The organism is Mycobacterium sp. 2YAF39, from assembly GCF_052114565.1.
In the GTDB taxonomy this organism is placed as follows: Bacteria; Actinomycetota; Actinomycetes; order Mycobacteriales; family Mycobacteriaceae; genus Mycobacterium.
Map to the genome: position 1 here is coordinate 418,610 of NZ_JBFREZ010000005.1, position 25,642 is coordinate 444,251.

The following is a 25,642-nucleotide window of genomic DNA, read 5'->3' on the forward strand; positions in this document are numbered from 1 at the left end:
AGGACGTGATGGGTGACTTTTCTACTCGCACAACGGAGTCGGGTGTCGTCGTGGTTCAGCCGACCGGGCGACTGAATATGGTCGCCGCGCCGACGTTGCGCAAACAGCTGAACGAAATTGTTGACGGTGGCGTCAGTAAAATCGTCGTCGATCTCAGCGATACGGAATTCATCGATTCGTCGGGTTTGGGCGCCCTGATCGCGGCACTGAAGATTGCCCGCAAGGCGGGTGGCGATCTGCGCATAGCGGCTCCCACACAGCAGGTTTGCACCGTTCTGGAGTTGAGCAACCTCGACCGCGTGCTGCGTACCTACGCCTCAGCGGACAGCGCTTTCGATGAGTGAGTACTCGATGGAGGCCCAGACCGGTCCCGAGACGCTCGAGGAGATCCAGCGAACACTTGAACAGGCATGGTCCGAGGGAGACATTCCCGAGAACACGAAGATGTGCATCGAACTCGCGGTCAGCGAGATCGGAACGAACATCATCGCGTACTCGGGTGACGGCAAACCCGTGCGATTGCGCATGGTGGTCGACGTGGGCCCGGAAAGCGTGGCCGTCACTTTCACCGATGACGGCCATCCCGCGCCGGTCGACCTGTCCCGGATAACCATGGCCGACGAGGCCGCCGAGAGCGGCCGCGGACTGGCACTCGCGCATCGTGTCCTCGACGAGCTGTCGTACTGGCGCGATCAACAGGGCAATCACTGGACGCTGATCCGACGTCGATCCGAATGACCACGAGCGGGCATTGGAATTGCGCCTGTCGCGGCGATGGGGCGGTGGGTGATGGCCACCGCTGAATCGCCGGTCGGGGTCAATGAATGGGGAACCAGCGTCAAGGTTCCGGACTCCGCATTCATCGGGCTCTCGTTGCTGGGTCTGGCCGTGGCGACTGTCCTTTCGGTCAAAATCCAGCCATCGGAATTGGCGGTGTCAGCATGGTCGCCTAACGCCGGCATCGCACTGGGTCTGGGGATTTGTTATCGGCGGCGCTATGCGTGGATGCTCGCGCTCGCAGTTGCCGCGGTGACGCTGCCGGTCCTGCTGTGGTCGGGACGTCCGGTCCTGTTGGCCATCGCGTTGGCCGTGTGCACTGCGATCGAGATGTTGGTCGGCACGGTGCTCCTACGCGGCAGGCGGGATCGGCTGCCGACCCTGTCGTCCCCGAAAGATCTGGGCACCTTCCTGGGGATCGTGATCGCCACGTCGGTGCTTTTCGCTGTCATCGCCTCCGGTGTGTCCTTTGCGCTCAGTGATCCCGCTGCGTGGGGGCGGCTCGTGACGTCTGCGCCCAAGCATGTTGCGGGGATGGTGCTACTCACTCCGCTGTTCATGGGGGTCCCAGGCCGGAAACAACTGGCGGGATATGCCGAATCGGTGGCACACGCTGTCGCGGCGCTCGCGGTGGCCGCGGCGGTATTCGTGGTCAACGACTCACTACCGTTGGCGTTCTTACCTTTTCTACCGTTGACGGTGGCGGCGCTCCGGATGTCGACGCGGCAGCTGTCCCTGCTCATGTTGGGCATCGCGATCATCTCGTCGGGCGCCAGCGCGGCAGGCATGGGCCCGTTCGCGTTCGATCGGCTCGGAGCAGCGACCGGCGTCATCGTCTTGCAGGTCTTTCAACTATCCATGGTGATGGTTTTCCTCGCGCTGTCCGTCGTCGTCGGGTCCGAGCGGGAAACGTCATCACGGCTCTACGAGAGCCAGGAGTTGTTGGGCAAGAGCTTCAATTCGTCGGTCGCGGGCCAGCTGATGGTCATCCGCGGATCGACGCAGTGGACTGTCGAGCGCGCCAACCCGGCGGGCCAGGATCTGCTGCCTGGGATCCGGGATGGCGTCACCACGCTGGAAACGCTGCTGGGTGACGACGCCACGGCCAGCCTTTCCGAGGTCGCCGATTCTCTGGTCGACGGAAATGCGCGATTCACGATGACGTTGGCCGATGGACGCAGCCTCAATGTGAGTATCGCGGTGATCGCGGACCAGCCGAACGGAACGCTGTTCGCGCTGCACTTCCACGACGTCACCGAATCGGAGCGGTTGCGTCAGCTCGAGCAAGAGGAGCTGCAACGCGCCGTCGAGGTTCAACGCGCGCTGCTTCCCGGCAATCTGCCGGATACCCCGGGGTGGACGTTCGGCACCTCCATCAGCCCGGCCCGACAGGTCGGCGGCGACTTCTACGACGTGCGCGTGCATCGACCGTCCATCGTGCTCAGCCTCGGCGACGTGATGGGCAAGGGCATGGACGCGGGAATGCTCGCCGCCGCGACGCGCACCGCGTTACGGTCCCAAGATCCCGCAACGACCCCGTCGGCGGTCGTCACCAGTGCGGCGGACATCCTTGCGGGCGACCTGCGCCGCATCAGCGCGTTCGTCACGCTCGCCTACGTCCTGGTCGATACCGACTCGGGTGACTTCCGATTCGCGGACGCGGGTCACGGCTTGCACTATGTCATCCGGACCAGTTCTGGCCGGGTCGAACGGCTTTCGTCCAACGACATGCCCGTGGGACTGGGCGACCAGTGGCGCGAACTCTCCGATCGCCTGGCCCCCGGGGACATGATCCTGCTCGTCAGCGACGGGGTGCTCGACCTGTGGGGCGGTTCGCTCGAGGGACTTCACGACGCAATCTCGCTGTGCGCCAACAGCAATCGGACGGGGCCACAGGCGGTCGTCGACTATCTGTGTGCGAATGCGGGCGAATTACTCGATGGTGACGACGTCACCGCGGTGGCCTTACGCCGTGCCGGGTGACCGAAACACATGCCTCACACTTCGGATAGCGCCCACTCGGTAAGCACCTCCGCAGGGCACACCGGTGATGCGATCCCACGTCGTCGGCGCATTGATTCGCGCCTGACGGTGCAGGGTTGGTTGACAGTCGCATTGAGCGTGATGGGTGTGATTGTCATCGTCAGTTCGGTGGCCGTCGCCATGCTGCTTCACCGCACCGACACCGCCACTGACCAGCTGGCAGACAGTATTCAGCCAGCACGTTCTGCCGCCTTCCAACTGCAAGCGGCACTGCGCGACCAGGAGACCGGCGTGCGCGGCTACGTCATCACTGGAGACCCCCAGTTCCTCGAGCCGTATTACACCGGTAAGCAGGGCGAGCAGGCCGCCGTCGCTCAGCTGCGTCAAAACTTAAGTGATCATGACGATCTGCTGGCCGATGTCACCGCGATCGAATCGGTTGCCGAGCAGTGGCGCACCAGCTACATCCAACCGCTGATCGCAAGAGTTTCGCCCGGTCAACCCTATCCGCTCAGCGTCGCTGAGGCTGACCAAGGCAAGGCGGAGTTCGATGAACTGCGCGCCCTGTTCGACACACAGAATGCTGACATTTATTCGGCGAGAGACGTCGCCCGCGCTGAAGTGCGAGAGGCCCAGACGTGGCGCAACCGGGAGCTGATCGCCGTGTTGGTGGTGATCCTGGGCGCCGCGTTGGCGCTGACTCTCTGGGTCCGCCGCGCGGTCACCGGACCGGTGGCCGACGTTGCGGCGGCATGCAGGCGGATCGCGAAGGGTGATTTCGCAGCCACGATCCCAGCCGAGGGGCCCGGCGATATTCGGGGCATTGCACTGGATGCCAACGATATGCGGCGGCGTATCGTCAACGAGCTCGAGACAACGCGAGCAGCACGGGCCGAGCTCTATGAGAGCGAGGAGTTGTTCCGCAAGAGCTTCAATTCCTCGGTCGCCGGCAAGTTGATGGTTGTCCGGACCTCCACCCAATGGATTGTGGAGCGCGCCAACGCCTCAGCACAGGACCTGCTGCCCGGGCTGCGGGAGGGAGAAACGAACCTTGACAGGTTGATGGGTCAGGATGGCATGGCCGAGCTTTCGGCCGTCGCCGATTCTCTCGCTGACGACAACGCGCGTCTGACCTTGCGGCTGGCCGATGGCCGCAGCCTCAATGTGAGTATCGCCGTCATCGGCGAGAAGCCTGAGGGAACCCAGTTCGCCATGCACTTCCACGACGTCACCGAATCGGAGCGGCTACGTCAGCTCGAGCAGGACGAAATGGATCGGGCTGCCGCGGTTCAACGGGCACTGGTGCCGGGCATCCTGCCCGCGACCCCAGGTTGGACCTTCGGCACGTCCACCAGCCCGGCCCGACAGGTCAGCGGCGACTTCTACGACGTTCGAGTGCATCGGCCTTTCATCGTGCTCAGCCTCGGCGACGTCATGGGCAAGGGAATGGACGCGGGAATGCTCGCCGCCGCGACGCGCACGGCGCTGCGCTCCCATGATCCCGGCAGCACCCCTTCAGATGTCGTCAACGATGCTTGCGGCATCCTCGACGGTGATCTGCGCCGGATCAGCGCATTCGTCACGCTCGCCTACGTTCGGGTCGACATGGAGACGGGCGACTTCCGATTCGCAGACGCGGGTCACGGCTTGCACTTCGTCGTCCGGACCAGTTCTGGTCAGGTCGAACGGCTTTCGTCCGACGATATGCCGATGGGATTGGGCCACCACTGGCAGGAACTCTCCGACCACATGGCCCCGGGGGACATGATCCTGCTCGTCAGTGACGGAGTGCTCGACCTGTGGGGCGGTTCGGTGGAGGGTCTCGAGGACGCAATAGCGCGGTGCGCCAACGGCAATGGAGTGAGCCCGCAGGAGTTCGTGGACGCTCTGTGCGCGGATGCGGGCGACATGGTCGAAGCCGACGACGTCACCGCGGTAGCCCTGCGCCGTAACGGTAAGTGAAGCACGCACACCCCGCTTCGTGCGTCAGCGGGCGGCGATCAATTCGCCTCGGTCCTCCGTCCAGCCCCGTTGCACCAGCATCCGGTGCACGATGCGCTCGAGAGCGGCCTCCACCTGATCGCGGTCTGGTCGCCCCTCGAACGATGACGACGTGGCCAACTTGTCGATGATGCGCCCGACGATCAACGCGGATATCGCATTGACCTGTTTCATTCCGGACTGCGTGAGCCACAGCCGGTCACCGGTCCGCAGTGCCAGACCATTGGTGACCAGACCGTCGAAGGTCGGTGCGATGATCTCGTATGGCACCCGCAGACGTTGGGCGATATCGGTCAGCGTGACCGAACCGAACACCTGGTTCTGGCGGTATATCTGCAGTAGCGCCCACATCTGCGTGACGTCGAGTTGGCATCCGGGAAGTTGGGCGAGACTGCGCAGTCGAAGATCCGGTGAATCGCGGAAGATCCGTCCGATCGCCACCTCGAGGATCTGCTCGGGCGACTCCGTGCTCGGCATGCCGAATCCCTCGCCGAGGTCGGTCGCCGAGACCGTCTCGATTTCGCGCAGCCGCACCTCCTTGAGGAATAGCGAAACAACGAAGCCGACAATCGCCACAGGCACCCCGCACAAGAACACCGTGCCGAGCGAGTCCGCATAGGCATCGACAATCGGTGCGGCCATCTCCGGCGACAACGCGTGCAGTGCCTGCGGAGAATCCGCAGCACGGGCGGGCGCACCGGCTGCTGCCAACGCAGACGGGATCCGGCTGGCGAGGAAGTTAGCGAACAGCGAGCCGAAAATCGCTGCACCGAAAGAACTTCCGATGGTCCGGAAGAACGTGACGCCCGACGTCGCAACGCCGAGGTCCGCGAAGCCGGAGGTGTTCTGGACAACCAGAATCAGGACCTGCATGCAGAGACCGATGCCCGCGCCGAGGATGAACAGATAGACCGACTGCTGCCAGATCGGTGTCGCCGCACTCATCTGTGAGAGCAGCAGGAAGCCCAGCGCCATCGTCGCGGTACCCACGACGGGGAACACCTTGTAGCGGCCGGTGCGACCGACGATGTTTCCGCTACCGATCGAGGTGATGAGCATGCCCGCCACCATCGGCAGGGTGTGCAAGCCGGACTCGGTCGCCGAGACACCGTTGACGAACTGCATGAACGTTGGCAGGAACGTCAGCGCACCCAGCATCGCGAACCCTACGACGAATCCCAGGATGCAACACACGGTGAACACCGGGCTCGCGAACAGCCGGATCGGCAGAATCGGCTCTGCGACATGGGATTCCACCCATACGAAAATCGCCAGTGCGAGCGTCGATCCGGCGAAAAGGCCGATGATCATTGGTGAGGACCACGCGTAGGTGCTGCCGCCCCAACTGGTGGCCAGCGTCAGGCCCGAAGCGGCGACACCGATGAAAAAGATGCCGGCGTAATCGATCACCGGCTTGGAGCCCTTGGCCAACGACGGGATGGCCACGGTGCCGACCACGAGCACGAGCACCGCGATGGGAACGTTGATCCAGAACGCCCATCGCCAGGTGAGATGGTCGGTGAAGAAGCCGCCGAGCAACGGGCCTATGACGGTGGTGACTCCGAAAACGGCACCGAGCGCGCCCTGATACCGGCCTCGTTCGCGCAACGGGATGACTTCGCCGATGACGGCCATCGCCGTGACCATCATCGCGCCGCCGCCGACGCCCTGCAGCGCGCGCGAGGCCACCAGCATCGTCATCGAGCCGGCCAAGCCGCACAGCACGGAACCGGCAAGGAAGAACAGGATCGACGCCTGGAAGACGGCCTTGCGCCCGAACAGGTCGCCGAGCTTGCCGACGACCGCCGTGACGATCGTGGACGCCAGCAGGTAACTGGTCACCACCCACGACTGATGGCCCGCTCCTCCGAGGTCTGCGACGACAGTCGGCAGCGCGGTGGCCACGATCGTCTGGTCCAGGGCGGCCAACAACATGCCGAGCAGCACCGCGACGAAGATGACGTTGCGGCGCCCACCACTGACCAGCGCGCTGGGAGAATCGTGATCGGCGACAGCCGCATCGATTGATGTGCTCGACATACCCACCTTCCGTTGATGACGTATTCACCGCGCTTATCGTTAGATAAGCTATGAAAGTTACGCCATCAAGGCGGGAGGTGTTAAGCGCTGGTGGGCGGCCTGGACACGCACTGGGCCGAGTACAGCTCGACGCCGAGCTTGTCCATCAGCTCGAGCTGGGTCTCGAGGTAGTCGATGTGCTCTTCCTCGTTGCCGAGGATGCCCTCGAGCAGGTTCGCCGAGGTGGCGTCCTCCTTCTCGCGGCACATGACGATGCCAGGACGCAGGCGGGCGACCACCTCGTATTCGATCGCCAGGTCGGCCTCGAACTGTTCGCGCAGCGTCTGGCCGATTCGCAGGGAGAACAGCCGCTGATAGTTCGGGAGCCCGTCGAGAAGCAGAATCCGGTCGGTGATCGACTCGGCGTGCTGCATTTCTTCGAATGACTCTTTGCGCGTATATTCGGCCAGTTCGGTGAATCCCCAATTTGCCTGCATCTTCGAGTGCAGGAAATACTGATTAATGGCCGTGAGTTCGCTCGTCAATTGCTCGTTCAGCAATTTCAGAACGTCGGGATCCCCTTGCATCATCGCTCCTAAGCAACTTGAGGGCCGTCAGTTGTCGCCGTCGGTAGTGCACTGACCAACCTAGTGCAGAAATGCGTGTCAGCGCATCTTTCGTGTTGCGCGAGGCGTGTTTTCGTGCCGATGGCGAGCAATCGAGGTTTCCGCAGGCGCAGATCAGGCCCCTGCTCTGGACTGCCTAGGCTAAGTAAGGTTAGACTGCGCTAACGGTTGCTAGGCTCGCCTAACGGACAGGGAATAGGAAATGAGTGATTTCGATCTGCACTCACTTATTCTCGCTTGCGATTACCGCGTCGACGATGTCGACCACATGTGGAAGTGGCTCAAAAAACATTCCGACGGACTGGCATCAATAGGTGCCCACCATGTTGTCCTCTACACATCCATTTGGGAGCCCGACCGGGTATTGGTGACCATCGGCATTCGGCATGTCCGGTCAATGCGTGACGTTTTGCGGTCGCCGGCGATCTTCGAGTGGTTCAACATTTCGGGCGTTGACGACATTCCGCCGATATTCGGCGGCGAGGTGGTCGAGAAGATCGACCTGTACCCCCCGTCGCCCGACGAACACGTCGGTCGCGTCGTCGTCGGCGTCATGTCCTCCGTCGAAGACGTGTCCGCGCTGATGGTCAAGCTGCACGACGGGCTCGACCGTTTCAAGCGCGGCGGTGTTCGCAAGATCTGGGTGTACCGCGCACTCGACGACGGGCACGAAGTGATGATCCTGCAGGAAATCGAGGATGAGGGGGCCGCCCGGCACTGGATCGACCACCCGGATGCCGCAGCCGAGTGGATGTCGAATGCGGGCCTAGGGCCCTACCCCACCCAGTTTGTGGGCAGGTTCGCCCACATCATGAGCGTCGACGAGCAGAGCTGAGCCGCCGATGTTCGTCTGTCTGTGCATGGGAGTGACGAGTCACGACGTCGACAAGGCCGTGGCCAACGGCGCCTGCACGTCCAAGCAGATCACCGAAGCCTGCGGGGCAGGCGGTGAATGCGGGCGGTGCCGCCGAACGCTGCGCGCCATCATCGCCACCCATCACGAGGTCGCAGGCTGCCCATCGAAGAGCGGCTGCCCGAAGACGAAGAAGAGCGTGAGCTACTGACTCCGCTTGCCGGTGAATTCGGCAAGGGCGGCGGCGTTGGCGGCGGCGCCCATCAGCACGGCGAACTGCTCGATTTCTCTGGCGGTCGCCGCGGCAATCCCGTCCCGGGTGGGCGCAATGATTGTCTGTTTCACCGCCATCAGACTCGAAATCGGCCGGGCGGCAAGAACTTCGGCGTGACGCCTCGCCTCGGGCAACAGGTCGTCAGGCTTGCACACCTTCCACGCCAGCCCCATTCGTTGGGCTTCGCCGGCGTCCACCCACTCCGAGGACATCAGCAACCAGGCGGCGTTCTGACGGCCCATCAAGCGCGGCAGCAGGTACGACGACGCCGCTTCCGGTGCGACGCCGAGGCTGGTGAACGGGGTCTTCAGCCGTGCGGTCGAGGACATGAACACCAGATCCGCGTAACCGAGGATGGTCGCGCCGATTCCCACACCCACTCCGTTGACCGCACAGATCAGCGGTTTGGCGAAGTCTGCGAGCGCCTCGATCATCGTCGAGAAGTGGCTGCCCTGCTCATTGAACGCGGGATCGGTGATGCGCCTTTGCATCTCGTTGAGGTCGTTGCCCGCGCTGAAGGCTCTGCCCTCACCGGTCAGCAGTACCACGGCGACCTCAGGGTCGGCCGCCGCTTCGTTCAACGCCGTCGCGGTGGCGTGGTACAGCTCTTCGTTGAACGCGTTGAGCACCTCGGGCCGATTGAGGGTCAGCGTCCGCACCCGCTGCTCGTCGGCTATCTGGAGAATCACGCCAGCAGCGTATGCGCTAACCGTTGCTGTACACCCGGGTGGGTGCGATAAGCACGATGGTGCGGCGCTGCTCGGCCATCACCCGGTCGTATTCGTCCCAATCGCTGTGTGTTCCACCGGCTGCGGTGAACACCTCGCGCAAGAGCAGGCGAAGCTGCTGGGCACCCGTCAGCCACGCCTGCGCATCATCGGGCCCCGCCAGCTCGGCGCTGCCTTCCACGGTGGCCCACTGCCACCCGTCGCGGAACGTCACCGCGAGTTGCGGTCGCGCCCGCAGGTTGGCCAGCTTCACCTTGCCGTAGGTGACGAACCCCAGAGCGGGTTCACCGGTCGCGGGATGCGGCAGCAGGCCGACGTTGACCAGCGATGCCTGGACGGTCGAGTCGGCGCGCACGGTCGAAATCACGGCAAGGCCACTGTCATCGGCAGCCAGGGCGACTGCCTCGTCGAGAGTCGTCATCTTCCTCACCCCATCCTGTTGTCGGTAACGAACGGCGTCCGGTACACATACCGGCTCGTCGGCACCGTGTCGACGTCACGATTCGCGCCGAATGCTGAGGTACTGGCGACCATTCGGTCCATCCGGCGGCCCAGTTCGGCGTCGTCGGCAGCGCCGAAGAACGCATGCAGATCGGTGACCGCCGCTTCGGGGAAGAGTTCTTCGACGATCGCGTCGATCGCAGGCGCCGCCGGCGTCAGCGCGCGCACCACCGCGTTCTGGGTGTAGCCGAAGGTCGACTGGGTTTCGATGGCCACCGGCGTGTGGTCGATGTGCCACCGCTGCCGCCAGGTCTCGTCGTCCAGGTCGGCCGGCCTGCGGAGCAGTGCGATGTTGGCGAAGCCGTCCGTGCGGGCTCCGGGAGCCGTGACCGGTGGCGGAAGCGGCACCGATTCGGTGACCAGGTATGCGGCGACCTGATCGGCCTTGGCCGTCAGCCGGGTGAGCGCCGCCGTCACCGGCTCGCCGTACGACTGATGTGCCCACACGGTGACGAACCCGACGACGGGCGGGTCAAGTGTCGTCAGCGTCATCAGCGAGTTGCGCACGACGTCGTCGCGCACATTGAGGGCGAGCCCCGGCAATTCGAGCTCGAGCAGGTCGGCCACGACCTCGGTACGCATTCTGGTGCACCATGCGTCATCCGCATGGGCACGCCGCAGCGCGATGATGACTTTCTCCACGGGTCGAACCTAGCGCGTGGACGCGGTCAGGCTTCCAGCCTCGCGCGGATGTTCGCCAGGCGCTCTCTGAGTTCTGCTTCGTCGATGACGCCGCGAGCGACCAGCGAGTGCGCCAGTGACATCAGCTGGTTCTCCGGGTACGGCAGGTCGGAGTACAGCGAGGCAGACAACGCATCTTCTTCATCGCGACGTGCCTTGAAGTCGGGGATGTTCTCGTCACACGAGGCCCGGTCGAGCGCGTCGCACATGCCGTCCAGGCTCGTCTTCCACGGCGGCACCGGATTTTCGACGCCCCACTTCGCAGCCATGCGCGACCAGACCTGATCGCGCTCGACGATCTCCTCCAGCGGTGCGATGCGCACCGCCGAGGGATCCTGCGCTGCGCTCATCCGGCGTTGCCCGGGTGGATCGCGGGGCGGGTGTCGACGATCATGTTGGTGGTGACGCCGGCCTTCGGCAGCGCCACCCCGATCAGCGTGTCGCGGGTGAGGATCTCGACGAGCTGATCCTCGGTCCAGTCCTCGGTGCCCTCGGGCTGCAGCGGCATCACCATGAAGCGGTGCTTCTGGTTGGAATCCTGTACGTGGACCGTGATTTCGTCGGGTAGGTAGAGCCCGAACTCGGCCAGCACCTGACGCGGCCAGCGGACCAGGCGCCGACGGTAATTGGGTGTCCGGTACCACTCGGGTGAGTTGCCCAGAATCGGCCGGGGATAGCACGAGCACAGGGCGCAGACGATCACGTTGTGCACCGTCGGGGTATCGGCGAGGATCTGGAACGCCGTGAAGTCGCTGGGTGTGCCCCATCCCGTGGGATGCAGCCAGTCGACACCGACCTCCTTGCTCGCCGTCATCGGTTCGGCGAGTGCGAGTTCCTTGAACTTCGGATCGAGCCACGACTTGGCCACCAGGCGGGCGGCGGGGGTCGGGCCGATCTGCTCGGCGAACTCGGTCATGAGGCGGTGTTCCTCGGCGGTGAAGATCCCCTTCTCGATGCACAGCTCGCGCAGGGCGATCTCCAACACCTCGAAGTCGGTGATCTCGTCGACCATCGGAGCGACGGTCCGCTCGTGGTCGTGGTCGTGGTCGTGGTCAGACAACGCGAACTCCTTTCGGGGCCTGTTTCGTGGAGCTATTTCGCGGCTTCGAGCCAGTGTTCGGGAATCTCGGTCGAGATGACGTCGTCCGCGGTTCCGGTGTAGCCGTACCAGAGTTCGGCCATGTTGAACTTGACGACGTAGAACCATTCCGGTCGCGCAGGACGGTCCCAGGTTTCGTCTTCGGCGGCCGGGCTCTCATATGCGACGGCTTCGATTTCGCCCGTCGCACCGCGCACATATTCAGGGGTGCGGGTGTAGAAGATCACCGGAAGTTCGCGGACCACGACCGGGTCGCCGACCTTGAACTTCGCCGCGGCCGCCTGGCCGGCGTAGCACTGCGGATCGCCCTTACCGTCCGCTTCCTCGGCGTGCTGGTTGCGCTTGACTTGCGATCCGTCGCCCTCGGACTTCGGCAGGGCCTCGAGCGTCTTGCCGTCCAGTCCACCGGCATAGCGCTGCTGGACCTCGGCCATCCGCTCGCTCAACTCGGTCAGTCCGATGTGGTGCTTTTCCACCAGCACGCGCGCTACCGCTATCAGCCAGCGGCCGTAATAGGGCAGCCCCAGGTATTCCGCACGCCCGACATCGACATTGCCGATCCGTCGTCGTTCCTCCGACAGCCAGATGCCGCGCCACCCCAGGACTTCACAGATGACGTAGGTCATGTGCTCCCAGAGTTCGTACTGCTTGTTCTCGTACTTCATCGGTGCGTCGGGTTCGCCACCGACATCGTGGACGGGCTTCAGGTACGCGGTGATACGACCGTGGTCCAACATGTCGGGAGTCGGCGCGTCCGGGAGTTCGGGATAGGCCGATTTCAGTCGCGAGGTCAGTTCGAGTTGAGCGGCGCGCTCTGCTGCTGTGCTCATCCAGGGTCCCTTCGTCGGTCGGACACGTCAGTGCGCATTGCTGATCGGCGGGAAATCAAGCGGAATCCAGAACAGCGGCCGGAGTCGCGCAACGCCGTCGGATACGACAGCATTGCTGGTCATCGGCACCTCCGACTGCTCTGTTGACCCAACGCTGACTCTATCGGTGACCTTGAATTCATACAGCCTAATCGAAAACGAACAGCGCCGAAATGATTGACGTATCCGTAACTGGATCCCGCTATATCCTGTGCCGCAGGCGATCTGACGGCGCCGCAGCCTGAGAGGTTGCCGAGATTTACGTGAGATTGCAGTGCGATTCGGGCCAAGTTGGACCATCGAGCGAGGTCGTTGAGGTCAGAATGAGTGAGTGACGACCGGCAGCAGGATGTTCGACGCCTTGAAGCCGCCGACGCCGGACATCGGCGCGGTGGCTCGCAGTCACGTCGCTGTCCTGGCGATGGCGATCCTCGCCCTGGCCGTCGACAGCGGCGCGGCAGCGGTCTGGGCGGCCGGCGCCGGAGTGGTCTGCTCCGCCATCGCCTTGCAGGACAGTCCTGGCGGACGCGTGCAACTCGTCGTCATCGTGGCGCTGCAAATGGGTGCCGCCGTCCTCGTCGGATCGCTGACCTCGGCCTACACCGTCCTGTTCCTGATCGTTATCGCGCTCTGGTGCCTGGGGTCGGGAATGCAGTGGGCGCTCGGAAGCCATGCGGGCCTCGTCGGGGCCGCGAGCAGCGCATTGATCGTCATTGCACCGCCGGACGTGCCGTCGGTGACAACCGTCGCGCTGCCCACGCTCCTGACGATCGCGGCGGGCTTTGTGCAGGCCGCGTTGATCGCCGTCTGGCCGCCGCAACGGTGGCGGACCCAGAGCGATGCGTTGGCATGGGCTTATCGGTCCCTGGCCGCCGACGCCCGGCGTATCGCCACGGATCGCGACTCCCCGCTGGAGGCGGCCCAGCTGACGTGGCTCCGGGATGCATTCGCCGACACCCAGGCCACCAGACGACCGGAGGCCTACCACGGCGGGCACCGGCTGCCTGAACGCTTGATGGCAACGCTGATTGCGCTGCGTGGCACCCAAGGCGATGAGCGTGACCGCATTTCGCGCATGCTCAGCGACGCGGCGGTGGCCCTCGACGCGATCGCCGAGAACAAGCACAACGCCCGGCGCGAAGCCGAGCACGCCCTTGTCCGCGTCGACACCGCGGTTACGACTTTGACTGGACCGGAATCCACAGCAGCACAACGCTTCTCGAAACAGCTCCAGGAGGCGGCCGAGTTCCGGTTCCCGGATCTCCTCCAACCCGACGTGATGAACCCGTTGCGGTCGGCACTCATCGAAGTCCGCAAGCATCTGACGTGGGCGTCGCCGATTCTTCGTCATGCTGTGCGATTGTCCGTCGCGGTAGCGCTGGCGATCGCCGTCCGGTTCGCGCCGATCGCACACGGTGACTGGATCGCACTGACCGTCCTCTTCGTCCTGCGGCCGGAAACGGCGCACACCTACACCCGCTGCGTCGGGCGCGTGGGTGGCGCCGCGGGCGGGATCATCGTGGCGTCGCTCGTCACCACGATCTGGCAGCCATCGGGCGCGGCCGCCGCGGTGATCACCGTGATGTGCCTCGCGATCACGTTCTGGGTCATGCGGTTCGGCTACATCGCGGCGAGCGCAGTGGTCGCTGCAGCGGTGGTGTTCATGCTCGACATCAACGCCGTGGTGGCCGGCGCGACGGTGGAGGACCGACTGTTCTCGGTGGTGATAGGCGGCGGCCTTGCAGTGGTGGCACATGTGGTGTTGCCCGACCACGCGTTGACTCGGCTGCAACAGCGGGCGGGCGAACTACTGAAGACCGAAATCGATTATGCAGCAACGGTGGTCAGAGCATTTGTCCATGAACTGGACCATCCCGCCGATGCAATGGCGGCGGCGTGGCAGCGCGCGTTCCGCGCGCGCGCAGCGTTCGAAGCCGCGTCCGGCGCAGCGCGGATGGACTCGCGGAAGCTACGCCGATGGCTGCGGTCCTACCGCGCGGCACTCAACGCGGTCACGAGTGCCTGCACGTCGCTGGAACGAAGCCTGCCTGCGGAGTCGCCGTCCGCGCTGACACCCGATTTCATCGCGGCGGTCGACGACTACGTCGAAGCGCTGCGGGGCGCACCGCCGAATCCCGCTCTGCCGTGGACAGTCGACGTCGCCGCACTGACGGCGACCGAAAAGCAGGTGCGCGAGCACGCGGCGCTGATCCCCGGTGACAACGGCGCAGGACGGGTGCTCGTCTCCGAGATCGCCACGATCACGCGCAGCCTCGTCAGCATCATCCCTGACCGCGAGCCCACTTCGGCTGGATGAACACGCCCTGCGCCTCGACCGTGATCCCTTCGTCGTCGGCGAGATGGCCTGACGCGTAAGCCTTTACTCCGTCGGTCCTCGTGATCTCCGCCTCGGCGTGTAGCCGACCCAGGCGGGTGGGGCGCAGGTAGCGCAGCGTGATCGTGCCGGTGAACCGTGGATTCTCCCCGTCGGCCGCCATTTCCCCGAGCACATGGTCGAGTACAAGCGCCGAGACACCGCCGTGGACGTGTCCCGGGGGGCCTTCGTATGCCGCACCCAGGTCGAAGTCGGTGAAAACCCGTCCGCCGGCGTCTCGCTGCAGGGTCAGCGGCGGTGCGATCGGATTGCGGATCCCGATCACCGGGTTTCCCCACGCCATGCGATCACCACCGGTGGTGAAGCGCACCCCGAACGGTCCATCGGACTGCGCCGTCCGCAGCCGTGCCGTCGCCGCGTCGATCTCGGCTTTCACCGCGGCCACTGTGCCCGCGTCGACCTCAGTGCGGATCGTCGCGTCGATGAGCGCGCGCACCGATTCGGCGAGGGGCGCGTACACGCCGCGCATCTGCTCGACCTCCGCGGAGGAGACGTCCCCGATATCGGTGTACTGCACCATCTGTGCACTAGAACACGTTCTAGCCGACGTTGTCGAATCAGCTCCGATGACCGACCGCCACGCGGTCGATGCGTCATCCGACCAGATCCGACAGCGCCGCGCGGGCGGCGCTGTCGCGACGGCCCCGCTCGAGTTCGATCAGCGCGCATTCCGCGGTCGCGGCGACCCACAGCCGCGCCGATTCGCGGGGATGGGTCCAGCCGAGCGCGGTGAAGTCGGCGGCCACGATGTCGACATTCATTCGATTACGCCGCATCACCTCGTCGGCGATGGGGAGATGCCCGCGGGCTTCCAACAGGAGGGCCTTGACACCGCGGTCACGAAGGCAGGCATCGAGGTAGGCCCGTGCGGCGGCGTCCAGTCGCGCCTTGCCCGGTTCGAGATCGCCGATGACCGACATCACCTCGCCGAAGAGCACGTCGTGGAACCGGCGGTGAAGGGCGACCAGATAGGACACCCGGTCCGGGAAATGATGGAAGAACGTGCCTTTCGATACGCCCGCGGCCGCGACGACGGCGTTGACACTCAGACCCTCGAGCCCGAGTTCCTCGGCGAGCACCAGGCCCGTCTCTATGAGGTTGGCTCGGGTCTGCAGGGCCGCGGCCACCCGCTTGTTGGCTACCTCCACGTTGCCTCCTCTTGCCATGGCGTCGACTCCCGCCTAGTGTAATTGACCGACCGCCCGGTCAATGAAAAGAGTATCCCGATGCCCCTTCTGCAGACCTCACTGGGAACCGTCTCCTACACCGACGAAGGGTCGGGTCCGCCGATCCTGTTGTTGCACGCCGCTCTTCACGACCACACCGATTTCGACACGGTACGCCCTGCCCTCGCCGACGGACGCCGCGTGCTCACTCTCGACTGGCCAGGCCACGGCACCTCTCCCCTGCCCCAGGAACCGCTGCGCGCCGTCCAATTCGGCGATCTGCTCGTCGAACTCGCCGACCTGCTCGACCTGCGCAACCTCGTCGTGGTCGGGAACTCCGTCGGTGGATATGCGGCCTGCCGACTCGCGCTCGAACGACAAGATCGAGTGGCGGGGGTGGTCCTGGTCAACACGGGCGGCTTCACGCCGCACAGCATGTTCACCCGCTTGCTCTGCGCGGTGATGGGACGACCGGCGGTCGTCGGCGCGGTCTTCGGAGTGTTCGTGCGCGGTTACATGAAGGCCAAGAATCCCACCGACAAGGCCGTCGTAACGCGCGTGGTTGGCCGTGCCAGAACCTCTGACGGCGCGAAAACCGCTGCGGCGCTGTGGAAAAGCTTCACCGACCCCGGACATGACCTGCGGGCGCGCGCCTCCGGAATCACCGCGCCCGTGCTGATCACCTGGGGCGCCGAAGACCCGACAGCGCCCACGCGTTGGGGTAAGGCGATCGCCGCCGCCATACCGGGCTCGACGTTCCAGACGTTTTCGACGGACCTTCGGTGCGTCGCGGTTCGCCCTTCCGTCCCTGCCGGTGCCATTGCTGATCCACACCGCGGGCGTCCTGGCGTCCAGGGCACCCGAGGGCTTGCGCAACCGGGATCCGATCGTCATGAAGCAACGCCCTCGTTCGAGCACGTCCGGCTGCTGCAGCAGCCAGTGCACCGCCTCGGTCAGCGTCAACGGTGTCCGTCCCGCTCCGACGATCGCCGGCAGCGCCTCCTCAGGGCTCCAGTTCGACATCGCGTCACCACGATCGAGGTCGTGGAGCAGGTACAAAGGCGCATCCGGAACGTCGATCGACGCGATCGGCGTGAAGGCGTCGACGTCGGACATATCGCTCACCACGAAACCCGGTTTTCCGGAGCAGGTCAGCAAGGGTGCCAACGCCGACGCCGGCGCGGCGCTGTGGTGAACGACGAGCAGCGCCGGCCCGCCAACCTGGTGACGGGTGGCCGCCCGCACCTGATCCGCGGACAGACCCGCAATCCGGTGGACGCCGAGTTCGATCAGTCGCTGCGCCTGGTCGGGCAGGTTCGGCAGGGTGGCTGCGGCAATGGCGGGCATCCGTCCACAACGCAGCCACCCCGTCCCGAAGTTCCTACGGCCGGCCGCTACTCGACCGGCAGACCCGCCGCGACGGCAGCGGCCTGCTTCGTAGCGATGTCGGTGGCAACCTCCGGTGGCACCGGGTCACCCGGCGCGCTCTCGAAGCTCAGATTCACCAGCGCCCTGTCGACGGTGAACAGGTATTCAGTCACCGCTTTGCTGCCGTCGGGCGAAGTGCCCGTGGCCATCACTCCGTTGTCACCGATGTCCACCGGCCCCGGCGCGCCGGTCACCTCGGTGTTCATCGTCGCCGAATTGCTTTGGAAATTCGATTCAGCGGTCGCGACATCCGGGAACACCAGAATGGTGTCGATGATCTTCCGGGCGCCATCGGGACTTGCATAGACCTGGGCCGCGCCCGGGTTGCCGCCGGGATTCAGCTGGATGCCGCCCGGGGTTTGGGTGTTGTCGCCGACATCGGCGGGGGGAATGAGGAGCGAACCGTAGTCCTCAGGCGCAGCCGGGGGTGCGCTGGTTTCCTCCGTGGAGCTCTCCTCCGAGGAAGACGCCGCGGCAGAAGTGCTCGATGATGCCGACGAGGTCGACGACTCCGGCTTGTCTTCGCTCTTGCTGCAGCCGGTGGCGGTGATGCCGACGACCAGAGCCGCGACGGCCAGGCTCGTGGCGGACAAACGCGCAATTTCCATGGATTCCCTTTCAGAGAATTGAACGGTCCACAGGAGACCGGCGGATCTATAGATACCGCACCCCCATACATTTGGTATCTCGTTCGTAGGATTGAGGTCTGTCGCTGCGCGCCCGCCTCTAACGTGAACGAATCATGGCGATGGCAACGGTGATCGTGTCGATCCTGCTCGCGGCGCTGTTCTTGTTCGCGGCCTCGATCAAACTGCTCGGCGTCAGGCAGTCACTCGCGATCCGGGACCACCTGAGGATCTCCCCCGCCCTCTGGCGGTCCATCGGACTTCTCGAACTCGCAGGCGTCGTCGGAGTGCTGGCCGGGCTCAAATGGCCGCCCCTCGGCATCGTCGCCGCGGCGGGTCTCGCGCTGCTGTCGCTGGGGGCCATCATGAGCCATGTTCGTTCGTCGGACAGCGTCGGCGATACGGCGTCGTCCGTGATCGGGCTTGGGCTCGCCGTGGCGACGGTTGTACTGCACACTCGGTGACCTCTTGAGGCGGGCATCACACCAGCTCGCGATGGTGCCTTAGCTAACCTATGTTTTCGTAGTCAGTTGTCTATGAAATGGCTTAGGCTCTATCCGTGGCCACCCGCACCCAAAGCGCCGACCCGCGCGCCGAACGCGTCCGCGCCAAGTTGCACGACGCGGCGTTCACCCTGGCGCACGAACGCCCGGTCGATCAGCTGACCGTCGGGGACCTCGTTGCGCGGGCAGGCGTCAGCAGGCAGGTCTTCTACCGGCACTTCACCGACCGCGACGACGCGGTCGCCACGGCGTTCACCATCGCCTTCGCGGCCGCGGCCGCCGATCTGGACGGCGAGCCGCGCTCGAGGATCCTGCGGATCTTCGGGCTCGCCGCCGAACACCGCGCGATGTACCGCAACGTCGTGCCCAGCGCGGTGGCCCAGCGGGTGGTGGCGGCGTTCCGCGCCGAACTCCTCCCAGCCTGTCAGGAGTTGGCCACGCGGGCTCTACCCGTCGTCGGACCCATCGCGGGCCTTGAACCCGATGCGGTCAGCCGATTCCTGGTGGGCGGATTCCAAGAGGTACTGCGGTCCTGGATGGAAGACCCCAGCGAATCGGGACACGGCACCGATCTTCTCGACCGGGTGACCGCCGCGCTCGACACCGTCGACGCGCTGCTGACTCGCCCCGACATCACGACCTGAAACAGAAAGGATCCCCCGTGGGCAAACACCGCGCTCCCCTCATCGAGGCAACCGATATCAGGCCCTCCCGCAACGACGTTCGCAATATGGCACTGGTCATGGCGGCGCTCGCGGTGTTCGTCATCGCGATGATCGCCAGCTATTCGGGCGCCTTCGCCAAACCGACTCTGCGCCACCTCAACGTGGCCGTCGCAGCACCACAGCAGCTCGTGGACGGCCTGCACGGGCAGGACACGCTCGCGGTCACCCAGGTTGCCGACGCTGCCGCCGCACACGATCAGGTGTTCGGCCGCAAGGCGGACGCCGCTTTCGTCATCGACGCTCCCGGCCACCTGGACATCTATGTGGCAGGTGGCGGCGGCCGAAGCGTCGCGGCCGCCGCCGAGACAGTCGGGCGCGGCGTCGCCGCGAAAGCCGGGCTGGCAGCCGATGTCACCGACGTCGCCCCGACCAACGCGGCCGACCCGCAGGGCACGGTCGTGTTCTACGCCGTCATATTCCTGTCGATCGGCGCGTCGGTGGGCGCCACGATCTTCGGCCGGATGATGGGCAGCGTGCACAAACCGTCCACGTTCGCCTGGCGCACACTGAGTCTGGCTGCGTACTCGGTGGTGCTGGCGGGTGGTGTGACGCTGTATGTCGACGTGATCCTCGGAGCACTCACCGGACACACCTGGCAGGTATTCGGCGCGCTGTTCGTTTATGCGATGGCCGTCGCCGGAGCGGTGACCGGCGTCGCAGCCGCGTTCGGCACCATCGCGTCTGCCGCGCTCACGGCGTTTCTCGTGATCATCGGCAACGCCGCTGCGGCAGGCCCTGTCGGCAAGCCACTGCTGTCGGGCTTCTATACGACGTTCAACGCGATCGTGCCCCAAGGCTCCGGCGTCGCGTTGCTGCGCAGTGTCGAGTACTTCGGAACCAACGGTGCAATGGCCCCGCTGCTCACCCTGCTCGGCTGGGCCGCGGCCGGATGCGTGCTGGCCGTCAGTGCCGCCATGATCCGATCCGGCACGTTCCGGTCGGTGCTGAATTATCCTGCGAGCCATGACAGTAGCCAGCCAGACCGATCCGGGACTGCACTACGACCTCGGGTCCTATCATTGGTCGACTGAGCCATTGAAGTTCGGTTCATGACGGAACCGTCCTGGGTCGAGCACGCGATCTGGTGGCAGGTCTACCCACTGGGATTCGTCGGCGCCTATCCCGCGGACCCGCCGCCGGGGCCCGGCCAGCACCGGCTGCGCCGCGTCAGCGACTGGTTCGACCACGCCATCGAACTCGGTGCGTCGGGCCTGGCGCTCGGGCCGATATTCGCATCGCGCACGCACGGTTACGACACCACCGATCACTATCGCATCGACCCGCGACTGGGCGACGACGGTGACTTCGACCACCTGATCGCCGAGGCACGACAACGTGGACTGCGGGTTCTGCTCGACGGCGTCTTCAACCACGTCGGCGCCGACTTCGCCACCACCGAGTGGTTTCGCAAGCAGGGCAACGATTCTGACTTCGACACCTTCGAGGGTCACGGCGAGCTGATCGCGCTCGACCACGACAACCCTGAAGTCGTCGATTACGTCGTCGACGTGATGACGCACTGGCTGGAGCGCGGTGCCGATGGTTGGCGTCTGGACGCGGCGTACTCGGTGGCAGAACGGTTCTGGGCGCAGGTGCTGCCCAGGGTTCGCACGAAATTTCCCGACGCCTGGATCGTCGGTGAGGTCATCCATGGCGACTACGCCGCAACGGTGCGCGCCGCCACCTTCGACTCGGTGACCCAGTACGAACTGTGGAAGGCGATCTGGAGCAGCCTCAATGACGGGAACCTCCACGAACTCGACTGGGCACTGGTGCGCCACAACGACTTTCTCGACGCCTTCGTGCCCATGACCTTCGTGGGCAATCACGACGTCACCCGGATAGCCAGCCGACTGGAGAACACCCGCCACCTGGCGCACGCGCTGGTGCTTCTGCTGACCACCGGCGGGACGCCGAGCGTGTACGCGGGCGACGAATCCGCATATGAAGGTGTCAAGGAGGAGCGGTTCGGGGGCGATGACGCGGTGCGGCCCGAATTCGGTTCTCCGCTAATGGGAGTCGACCAGCACGGGCAGGACATCTTCCGGCTGCACCAGTACCTGATCGGTCTGCGACGACGACACCCGTGGCTGCACACGGCGCGTACGTCGCCGTTGCAGCTGACCAACCGCCAGTACGTCTACCAGACCCGCAACGGGTCCGATGCGCTGGTCGTGGCGCTCAACATCGACGACGAACCACTGCGCGTCTCGCTTCCGGACCTCGGCGTCGACGAAGGCCAGATCGTCGCCGGGTCGGGCGCGCCGCCGTCCACTGTCGTGTCTCGAGCCGAGGTCGAACCGCACGGCTGGCTGATCATCGCGCCAGCTGCTCGAGTGTGAGGGGATCCTCGACTCCGTCGTAGAGCCTGTCGAGCACCGCCCGGAAATCTGCCTGCACGTCGGGGGCGTCGGCGGCGTGCACGAACAACGTCATCGACGAACGCACCTTGAGGTTGTCAGGCCAGCCGAAGATGTCGTCGGCCGAGGCGCCCCTGATGCCGGCCACAGCCTGTGTGCATTCCCGCAGCCGCGGCCCGAGCACGTCGTGATCGAGATACGCCTTGGCCTCGGCGAGTGACGTGATGCCGTAACGGATCGCCGTCGGACTGTGCCCGAGCTCCTGCAGCTGCGGAAACACGAACCAGATCCAGTGGCTGCGTTTGCGGCCGTTGCGCAGTTCGGTGAGCACCGTGTCGTAGACGCGATCCTGGGCGTCGACGAAGCGCCGTAGATCGAACGGATCGGCACGATCGGATGACAACAATTTGCCCACAGCCCCCTCATTTGCAAGTTTCGCAAGATAGTCTTTGCGATTCAATGACGACATCGAACGATTCGGAGGCGTCGGACCCGCCTGACCCCGCGCCGAAGCCCCGCGGTCTGCGGCGTCGCGTCACATCCCGGATCAGCATTCAGAGCAAGCTGCTGATGATGCTCCTCGCTACGAGCGTCTTATCGGCGGCGGTGGTCGGTGCGATCGGATACCAGTCGGGTAGGTCGTCGTTGCGGGAGTCGGTGTTCGATCGACTGACCGAGATCCGCCAATCACAGAGCCGCCAGCTGCAAGAAGGCATCGGTGACTTGAAGGATTCTCTGGTGATCTACTCGCGGGGGGCCACGGCGACCCAGGCCATCGAGGCATTCACCGCCGGATTCGATCAGCTCAACACTGCCACGATCAGCCCGGCTCAGCAGCAGTCCATCGTCGACTACTACACCACGCAGTTCGCACCGACGAAGAAGGAAGCCGGCGAGGAGGTGGAAATCGATGCGGTGCTGCCGTCCACCAACGCGCAGCGCTACCTGCAGGCCTACTACACGGCGCCGTTCTCAGACTTTGATCTGGCGATCAAGTTCGACGACGCGCGCGACGGCAGCGCCTGGTCGGCCGCCAACGCCCGCTACAACGACTTCTTCCGGGAGATCGTCACGCGGTTCGAGTTCGAGGACGCGCTGTTGTTCGACACCAGGGGCAACGTCATCTACTCCGCCTACAAGGGCGTGGATCTCGGCACGAACGTGTTCACCGGTCCGTTCAAGGGCGGCAACATCGCAACGGCGTACAAGGACGCTCTCGATTCGAACGCTGTCGACTACGTCGGCATCACCGACTTCGGAGAGTACGAACCGGCCGACGAGCCGACCGCATGGTTCATGTCGCCGGTGGGCCCGCAGGGCAGGGTCGAGGGTGTGTTGGCCCTGCAGTTTCCGATATCCAAGATCAACCGCCTGATGACGATGGACCGACGCTGGCCGGAGTCCGGCATGGGACAGACGGGTGAGACGTTCATCGTCGGCCCCGACGACTTGATGCGGTCAGACTCCCGGCTGTTCCTCGAGGATCCCGCGGCGTACAAGCGCGACGTCGTCGATGCGGGCACGCCACCGGACATCGCACAGGAAGCGATCGACCGCGGCGGCACGACCTTGATACAGCCGGTGCCCACAGAGGCGACCAAACTCGCGCAGCGCGGACAATCGGGCACGCTGATCGCCCTGGACTATCTGGGTCACGAAACGTTGCAGGCCTACGCCCCTGCCGACATCGAGGGCCTGCGGTGGAATGTGATCGCCAAGATCAACACCTCGGAGGCGTTCGCCCCGGTTGCGGCGTTCACCCGGACGCTGGTGCTCTCCACGGTTGCCATCATCTTCGTCGTCTGTCTCGCCGCGATGCTGCTCGCGCGATTGTTCGTGCGCCCCATCCGTCGGCTCGAGACCGGCGCCCAGAAGATCAGTTCCGGGGACTACAACATCACCCTGCCCGTGCGTTCACGCGACGAGTTCGGCGACCTCACCGTCGCGTTCAACGCCATGAGCCGCAACCTCACCATCAAAGAGGAACTGCTCGCCGAGCAGCGCCGCGAGAACGACAGGCTGATGTTGTCCCTTATGCCCCAGCCGGTGGTACAGCGCTACCGGGAAGGCGAGGAAACGATCGCACAGGACCACCAGGACGTCACGGTGATCTTCGCCGACGTCGTCGGTCTGGACGATCTGTCCTCGGAGCTGAACTCCGACGAGCTGCTGGCGATCGTCAACAAGCTGACGCGCCAATTCGACGCCGCGGCAGAGAATCTCGGCATCGAGCAGGTGCGCACCCTGCACAACGGCTACCTGGCCAGTTGCGGGCTCAGTGTGCCGCGGCTCGACAACGTCAGGCGTACCGTCGATTTCGCCATCGAAATGCAGCGCATCATCGAACGGTTCAATGCCGAAACCGGACACGACCTGGAGCTGCGGGCGGGCATCGACACCGGCAAGGTGACCAGTGGACTGGTCGCCAGGTCCACCCTGGCCTACGACATGTGGGGGGCGGCCGTCAACCTCGCGTATCAGGTGCAGAGCGGCTCGCCACAACCCGGCGTCTACGTCACGTCGAAGGTGTACGACGCGATGCGCGACAGCCGCACCTTCACCTCGGCCGGTGTCGTCACGGTTGACGGTGAAGAACAGCCCGTCTGGCGGCTGGCGCAGTAATGAGCACCGTGTTCGATTCCCCGTGGTTCTACTGGGCCATCGGGGTGGCCGTCGGCTTCCCCGTCTGTCTGGTGATCCTCACCGAAGTGCACAACGCGCTGCTGCGCCGCGGCAACGCGCTTGCCCGCCCGGTGCATCTGGTGCGCAACTACATCCTGCCGCTCGGCGCACTGCTGATCCTGCTGGTGCAGGCGATTCAGGTCTCCGGCGAGGCGACACCCGTGCGGGTCGTCGCGACCGTGTTCGGTTTCGTCGTGCTGGTCCTTCTGCTGTCCGGTCTGAACGCCACGCTGTTCCAAGGTGCACCGGAGGGCAGCTGGCGCAAGCGAATTCCGTCGATCTTCCTCGACGTCGCCAGATTCGCGGTGATCGCCGTCGGCCTCGCCATCATGCTCGCCTACATCTGGGGCGCGAACGTCGGTGGCCTGTTCACCGCGCTCGGCGTGACGTCCATCGTGATCGGACTCGCGCTGCAGAACTCCGTGGGGCAGATCATCTCCGGCCTGCTTCTCTTGTTCGAGCAGCCATTTCAACTGGGCGACTGGATCGACGCCCCGACAGCGCGTGGCCGTGTTGTCGAAGTCAACTGGCGTGCAACACATATCAATACCGGCGGTGGCATGATGATCATGCCCAACTCGGCGCTGGCCGCCGCGTCGTTCAAGAACCTCAGCCGGCCTGCCGGGGCCCACTCTCTCAGCGTCGGCACGGTCTTCTCGGTGGACGACCCGCCTGACGACGTCATCGCGATGCTGAACCGAGTGGCCACCATGCTCCCGCAGCTACGGCCGGAGGCGAGGCCGTCGAGTGTCAGTGCCGGCTCCCTGCAATACAGCACGGGGATTCCGCTGCGCTCCCCCGCGGACGACTTCGCCGCCAAATCGCAGTTTCTGCGCTGGGTCTGGTACGCATCCCGGCGAGCGGGTCTGCATCTCGACGAGGCTGAGGACGAATTCGCGACGCCGGAACGCGTGCAGACCTCACTGCGGATCATCGCGCCGACGCTGCGGCTGAGCCATGAGGACCAGGAGCATCTGCTCGACCGGGTCCGACTCACGCGCTACGGCGCCGAGGAGTACATCCAGTACACCGGGCAGATCCCCAAGCGGATGACGTTCATCGTCAACGGAAAGGTCAGGCTCGCGGCGACCGACCGTGCGGGTGGCATCATCCCCGTCCGAACACTCGAATCGGGCGATTTTCTGGGACAGACAGCGCTGACACTCGAAGCCGTCACCGCGGCGGCGTATGCGCTCGAGGAAGTGACTGTTCTCCAGTTCGATCGCGAGGTCGTCGAGGACCTGGTGTCGCGAAAGCCGGTGTTGTTGCAGGACTTCGGTCGTGCCATCGAAGAACGGCGGGACAGCCTGCGGCGGGCATTGGCCGCGGTCGAGGACTGAGCGCAA

25 protein-coding genes and 2 pseudogenes are annotated in these 25,642 nt (G+C 64.9%); 14 read left to right on the forward strand and 13 right to left on the reverse strand.

Annotated features, from left to right (window positions below):
* Positions 1-8 precede the first annotated feature (8 nt).
* The 4 genes from AB4Z42_RS17455 to AB4Z42_RS17470 all read left to right on the forward strand — a co-directional run bounded on the left by AB4Z42_RS17455 (position 9) and on the right by AB4Z42_RS17470 (position 4,722).
* Entirely contained in the window at positions 9-344 is a 336-nt protein-coding gene (locus tag AB4Z42_RS17455) for an STAS domain-containing protein (RefSeq protein ID WP_442010514.1), read from the forward strand.
* Entirely contained in the window at positions 337-738 is a 402-nt protein-coding gene (locus AB4Z42_RS17460; protein ID WP_442010447.1) for an ATP-binding protein, read from the forward strand. Before AB4Z42_RS17455 ends, AB4Z42_RS17460 begins: the two co-directional genes overlap by 8 nt.
* A 51-nt stretch (positions 739-789) precedes the next feature.
* Entirely contained in the window at positions 790-2,760 is a 1,971-nt protein-coding gene (locus AB4Z42_RS17465) for a SpoIIE family protein phosphatase (protein ID WP_442010448.1), read from the forward strand.
* A gap of 141 nt (positions 2,761-2,901) precedes the next feature.
* Positions 2,902-4,722 (forward strand): CHASE3 domain-containing protein, encoded by a 1,821-nt coding sequence (locus AB4Z42_RS17470; protein ID WP_442010449.1) that lies wholly within the window; start codon positions 2,902-2,904, stop codon positions 4,720-4,722.
* A gap of 24 nt (positions 4,723-4,746) precedes the next feature.
* Here AB4Z42_RS17470 and AB4Z42_RS17475 read toward each other — a convergent pair whose 3' ends face one another.
* Positions 4,747-6,801, reverse strand: a complete 2,055-nt coding sequence (locus tag AB4Z42_RS17475; protein WP_442010450.1) for an MDR family MFS transporter — start codon at positions 6,799-6,801, stop codon at positions 4,747-4,749.
* 80 nt (positions 6,802-6,881) lie between these two features.
* Positions 6,882-7,367 (reverse strand): bacterioferritin, encoded by a 486-nt coding sequence (gene bfr, locus AB4Z42_RS17480; protein WP_442010451.1) that lies wholly within the window; start codon positions 7,365-7,367, stop codon positions 6,882-6,884.
* 241 nt (positions 7,368-7,608) lie between these two features.
* Between bfr and AB4Z42_RS17485 the strand changes: the two genes are divergently transcribed.
* Entirely contained in the window at positions 7,609-8,241 is a 633-nt protein-coding gene (locus AB4Z42_RS17485; RefSeq protein WP_442010452.1) for a fatty-acid--CoA ligase, read from the forward strand.
* 7 nt (positions 8,242-8,248) lie between these two features.
* Positions 8,249-8,470 (forward strand): (2Fe-2S)-binding protein, encoded by a 222-nt coding sequence (locus tag AB4Z42_RS17490; protein WP_442010453.1) that lies wholly within the window; start codon positions 8,249-8,251, stop codon positions 8,468-8,470.
* On the opposite strand, the gene AB4Z42_RS17495 is transcribed toward AB4Z42_RS17490, so the two are convergent.
* The 6 genes from AB4Z42_RS17495 to AB4Z42_RS17520 form a co-directional block, all read right to left on the reverse strand.
* Positions 8,464-9,222: an enoyl-CoA hydratase/isomerase family protein gene (locus AB4Z42_RS17495; RefSeq protein ID WP_442010454.1), complete on the reverse strand. Its 759-nt coding sequence runs from the start codon at positions 9,220-9,222 to the stop codon at positions 8,464-8,466. The two genes, AB4Z42_RS17490 and AB4Z42_RS17495, sit on opposite strands and share 7 nt — an antisense overlap.
* Positions 9,223-9,238: 16 nt before the next feature.
* The gene (locus AB4Z42_RS17500) at positions 9,239-9,682 is read right to left on the reverse strand and encodes a TIGR03618 family F420-dependent PPOX class oxidoreductase (RefSeq protein ID WP_442010455.1); all 444 of its coding nucleotides are present in this window, start codon (positions 9,680-9,682) and stop codon (positions 9,239-9,241) included.
* Positions 9,683-9,687: 5 nt separating this feature from the next.
* A complete protein-coding gene (locus AB4Z42_RS17505; protein WP_442010456.1) occupies positions 9,688-10,404 on the reverse strand; it encodes an EthD domain-containing protein in 717 nt (238 codons plus the stop codon).
* A 26-nt stretch (positions 10,405-10,430) separates the two neighbouring features.
* Positions 10,431-10,793 (reverse strand): thiocyanate hydrolase, encoded by a 363-nt coding sequence (locus AB4Z42_RS17510; RefSeq protein WP_442010457.1) that lies wholly within the window; start codon positions 10,791-10,793, stop codon positions 10,431-10,433.
* Positions 10,790-11,455 (reverse strand): thiocyanate hydrolase subunit gamma, encoded by a 666-nt coding sequence (gene scnC, locus AB4Z42_RS17515; protein WP_442010515.1) that lies wholly within the window; start codon positions 11,453-11,455, stop codon positions 10,790-10,792. Before scnC ends, AB4Z42_RS17510 begins: the two co-directional genes overlap by 4 nt.
* 80 nt (positions 11,456-11,535) lie before the next feature.
* Positions 11,536-12,372: an SH3-like domain-containing protein gene (locus AB4Z42_RS17520; protein ID WP_442010458.1), complete on the reverse strand. Its 837-nt coding sequence runs from the start codon at positions 12,370-12,372 to the stop codon at positions 11,536-11,538.
* A gap of 370 nt (positions 12,373-12,742) precedes the next feature.
* Here AB4Z42_RS17520 and AB4Z42_RS17525 point away from each other — a divergent pair, with 370 nt between their 5' ends.
* A complete protein-coding gene (locus AB4Z42_RS17525; RefSeq protein ID WP_442010459.1) occupies positions 12,743-14,728 on the forward strand; it encodes an FUSC family protein in 1,986 nt (661 codons plus the stop codon).
* Here the strand turns inward: AB4Z42_RS17525 and AB4Z42_RS17530 are convergent.
* Together AB4Z42_RS17530 and AB4Z42_RS17535 are read right to left on the reverse strand one after the other, a co-directional pair.
* Complete coding sequence (locus AB4Z42_RS17530) at positions 14,694-15,326, reverse strand: PaaI family thioesterase (RefSeq protein ID WP_442010460.1); 633 nt, start codon at positions 15,324-15,326, stop codon at positions 14,694-14,696. The genes AB4Z42_RS17525 and AB4Z42_RS17530 overlap by 35 nt on opposite strands.
* Before the next feature lie 73 nt (positions 15,327-15,399).
* Positions 15,400-15,954 (reverse strand): TetR/AcrR family transcriptional regulator, encoded by a 555-nt coding sequence (locus AB4Z42_RS17535; RefSeq protein WP_442010461.1) that lies wholly within the window; start codon positions 15,952-15,954, stop codon positions 15,400-15,402.
* Positions 15,955-16,032: 78 nt separating this feature from the next.
* Between AB4Z42_RS17535 and AB4Z42_RS17540 the strand changes: the two are divergent.
* Positions 16,033-16,665 (forward strand): annotated as a pseudogene (locus tag AB4Z42_RS17540) (alpha/beta fold hydrolase); the annotation flags it as partial.
* A 93-nt stretch (positions 16,666-16,758) separates the two neighbouring features.
* Here the strand turns inward: AB4Z42_RS17540 and AB4Z42_RS17545 are convergent.
* Positions 16,759-17,319 (reverse strand): annotated as a pseudogene (locus AB4Z42_RS17545) (DUF5701 family protein); the annotation flags it as partial.
* 47 nt (positions 17,320-17,366) lie between these two features.
* Positions 17,367-18,008: a hypothetical protein gene (locus AB4Z42_RS17550; protein WP_442010462.1), complete on the reverse strand. Its 642-nt coding sequence runs from the start codon at positions 18,006-18,008 to the stop codon at positions 17,367-17,369.
* Positions 18,009-18,142: 134 nt separating this feature from the next.
* On the opposite strand from AB4Z42_RS17550, the gene AB4Z42_RS17555 reads away from it, so the two are divergent.
* The 4 genes from AB4Z42_RS17555 (at position 18,143) to AB4Z42_RS17570 (ending at position 21,596) form a co-directional block, all read left to right on the forward strand.
* Complete coding sequence (locus tag AB4Z42_RS17555) at positions 18,143-18,490, forward strand: DoxX family protein (RefSeq protein ID WP_442010463.1); 348 nt, start codon at positions 18,143-18,145, stop codon at positions 18,488-18,490.
* Positions 18,491-18,585: 95 nt separating this feature from the next.
* Positions 18,586-19,173 carry a TetR/AcrR family transcriptional regulator gene (locus AB4Z42_RS17560; protein ID WP_442010464.1) on the forward strand — a complete coding sequence of 196 codons (588 nt, stop codon included), beginning with the start codon at positions 18,586-18,588 and terminating at the stop codon, positions 19,171-19,173.
* Positions 19,174-19,190: 17 nt separating this feature from the next.
* Complete coding sequence (locus AB4Z42_RS17565; RefSeq protein WP_442010465.1) at positions 19,191-20,285, forward strand: hypothetical protein; 1,095 nt, start codon at positions 19,191-19,193, stop codon at positions 20,283-20,285.
* A gap of 18 nt (positions 20,286-20,303) precedes the next feature.
* Entirely contained in the window at positions 20,304-21,596 is a 1,293-nt protein-coding gene (locus AB4Z42_RS17570) for an alpha-amylase family glycosyl hydrolase (protein ID WP_442010466.1), read from the forward strand.
* On the opposite strand, the gene AB4Z42_RS17575 is transcribed toward AB4Z42_RS17570, so the two are convergent.
* On the reverse strand, positions 21,571-22,029 hold the full coding sequence (locus tag AB4Z42_RS17575; protein ID WP_442010467.1) for a DUF1810 domain-containing protein: 459 nt from the start codon (positions 22,027-22,029) through the stop codon (positions 21,571-21,573). The two genes, AB4Z42_RS17570 and AB4Z42_RS17575, sit on opposite strands and share 26 nt — an antisense overlap.
* Positions 22,030-22,073: 44 nt before the next feature.
* Here AB4Z42_RS17575 and AB4Z42_RS17580 point away from each other — a divergent pair, with 44 nt between their 5' ends.
* Positions 22,074-24,236 (forward strand): adenylate/guanylate cyclase domain-containing protein, encoded by a 2,163-nt coding sequence (locus AB4Z42_RS17580; protein ID WP_442010468.1) that lies wholly within the window; start codon positions 22,074-22,076, stop codon positions 24,234-24,236.
* On the forward strand, positions 24,236-25,636 hold the full coding sequence (locus AB4Z42_RS17585) for a mechanosensitive ion channel domain-containing protein (RefSeq protein WP_442010469.1): 1,401 nt from the start codon (positions 24,236-24,238) through the stop codon (positions 25,634-25,636). The genes AB4Z42_RS17580 and AB4Z42_RS17585 overlap by 1 nt, the downstream gene beginning before the upstream one ends.
* The last annotated feature ends 6 nt before the right edge of the window (positions 25,637-25,642 follow it).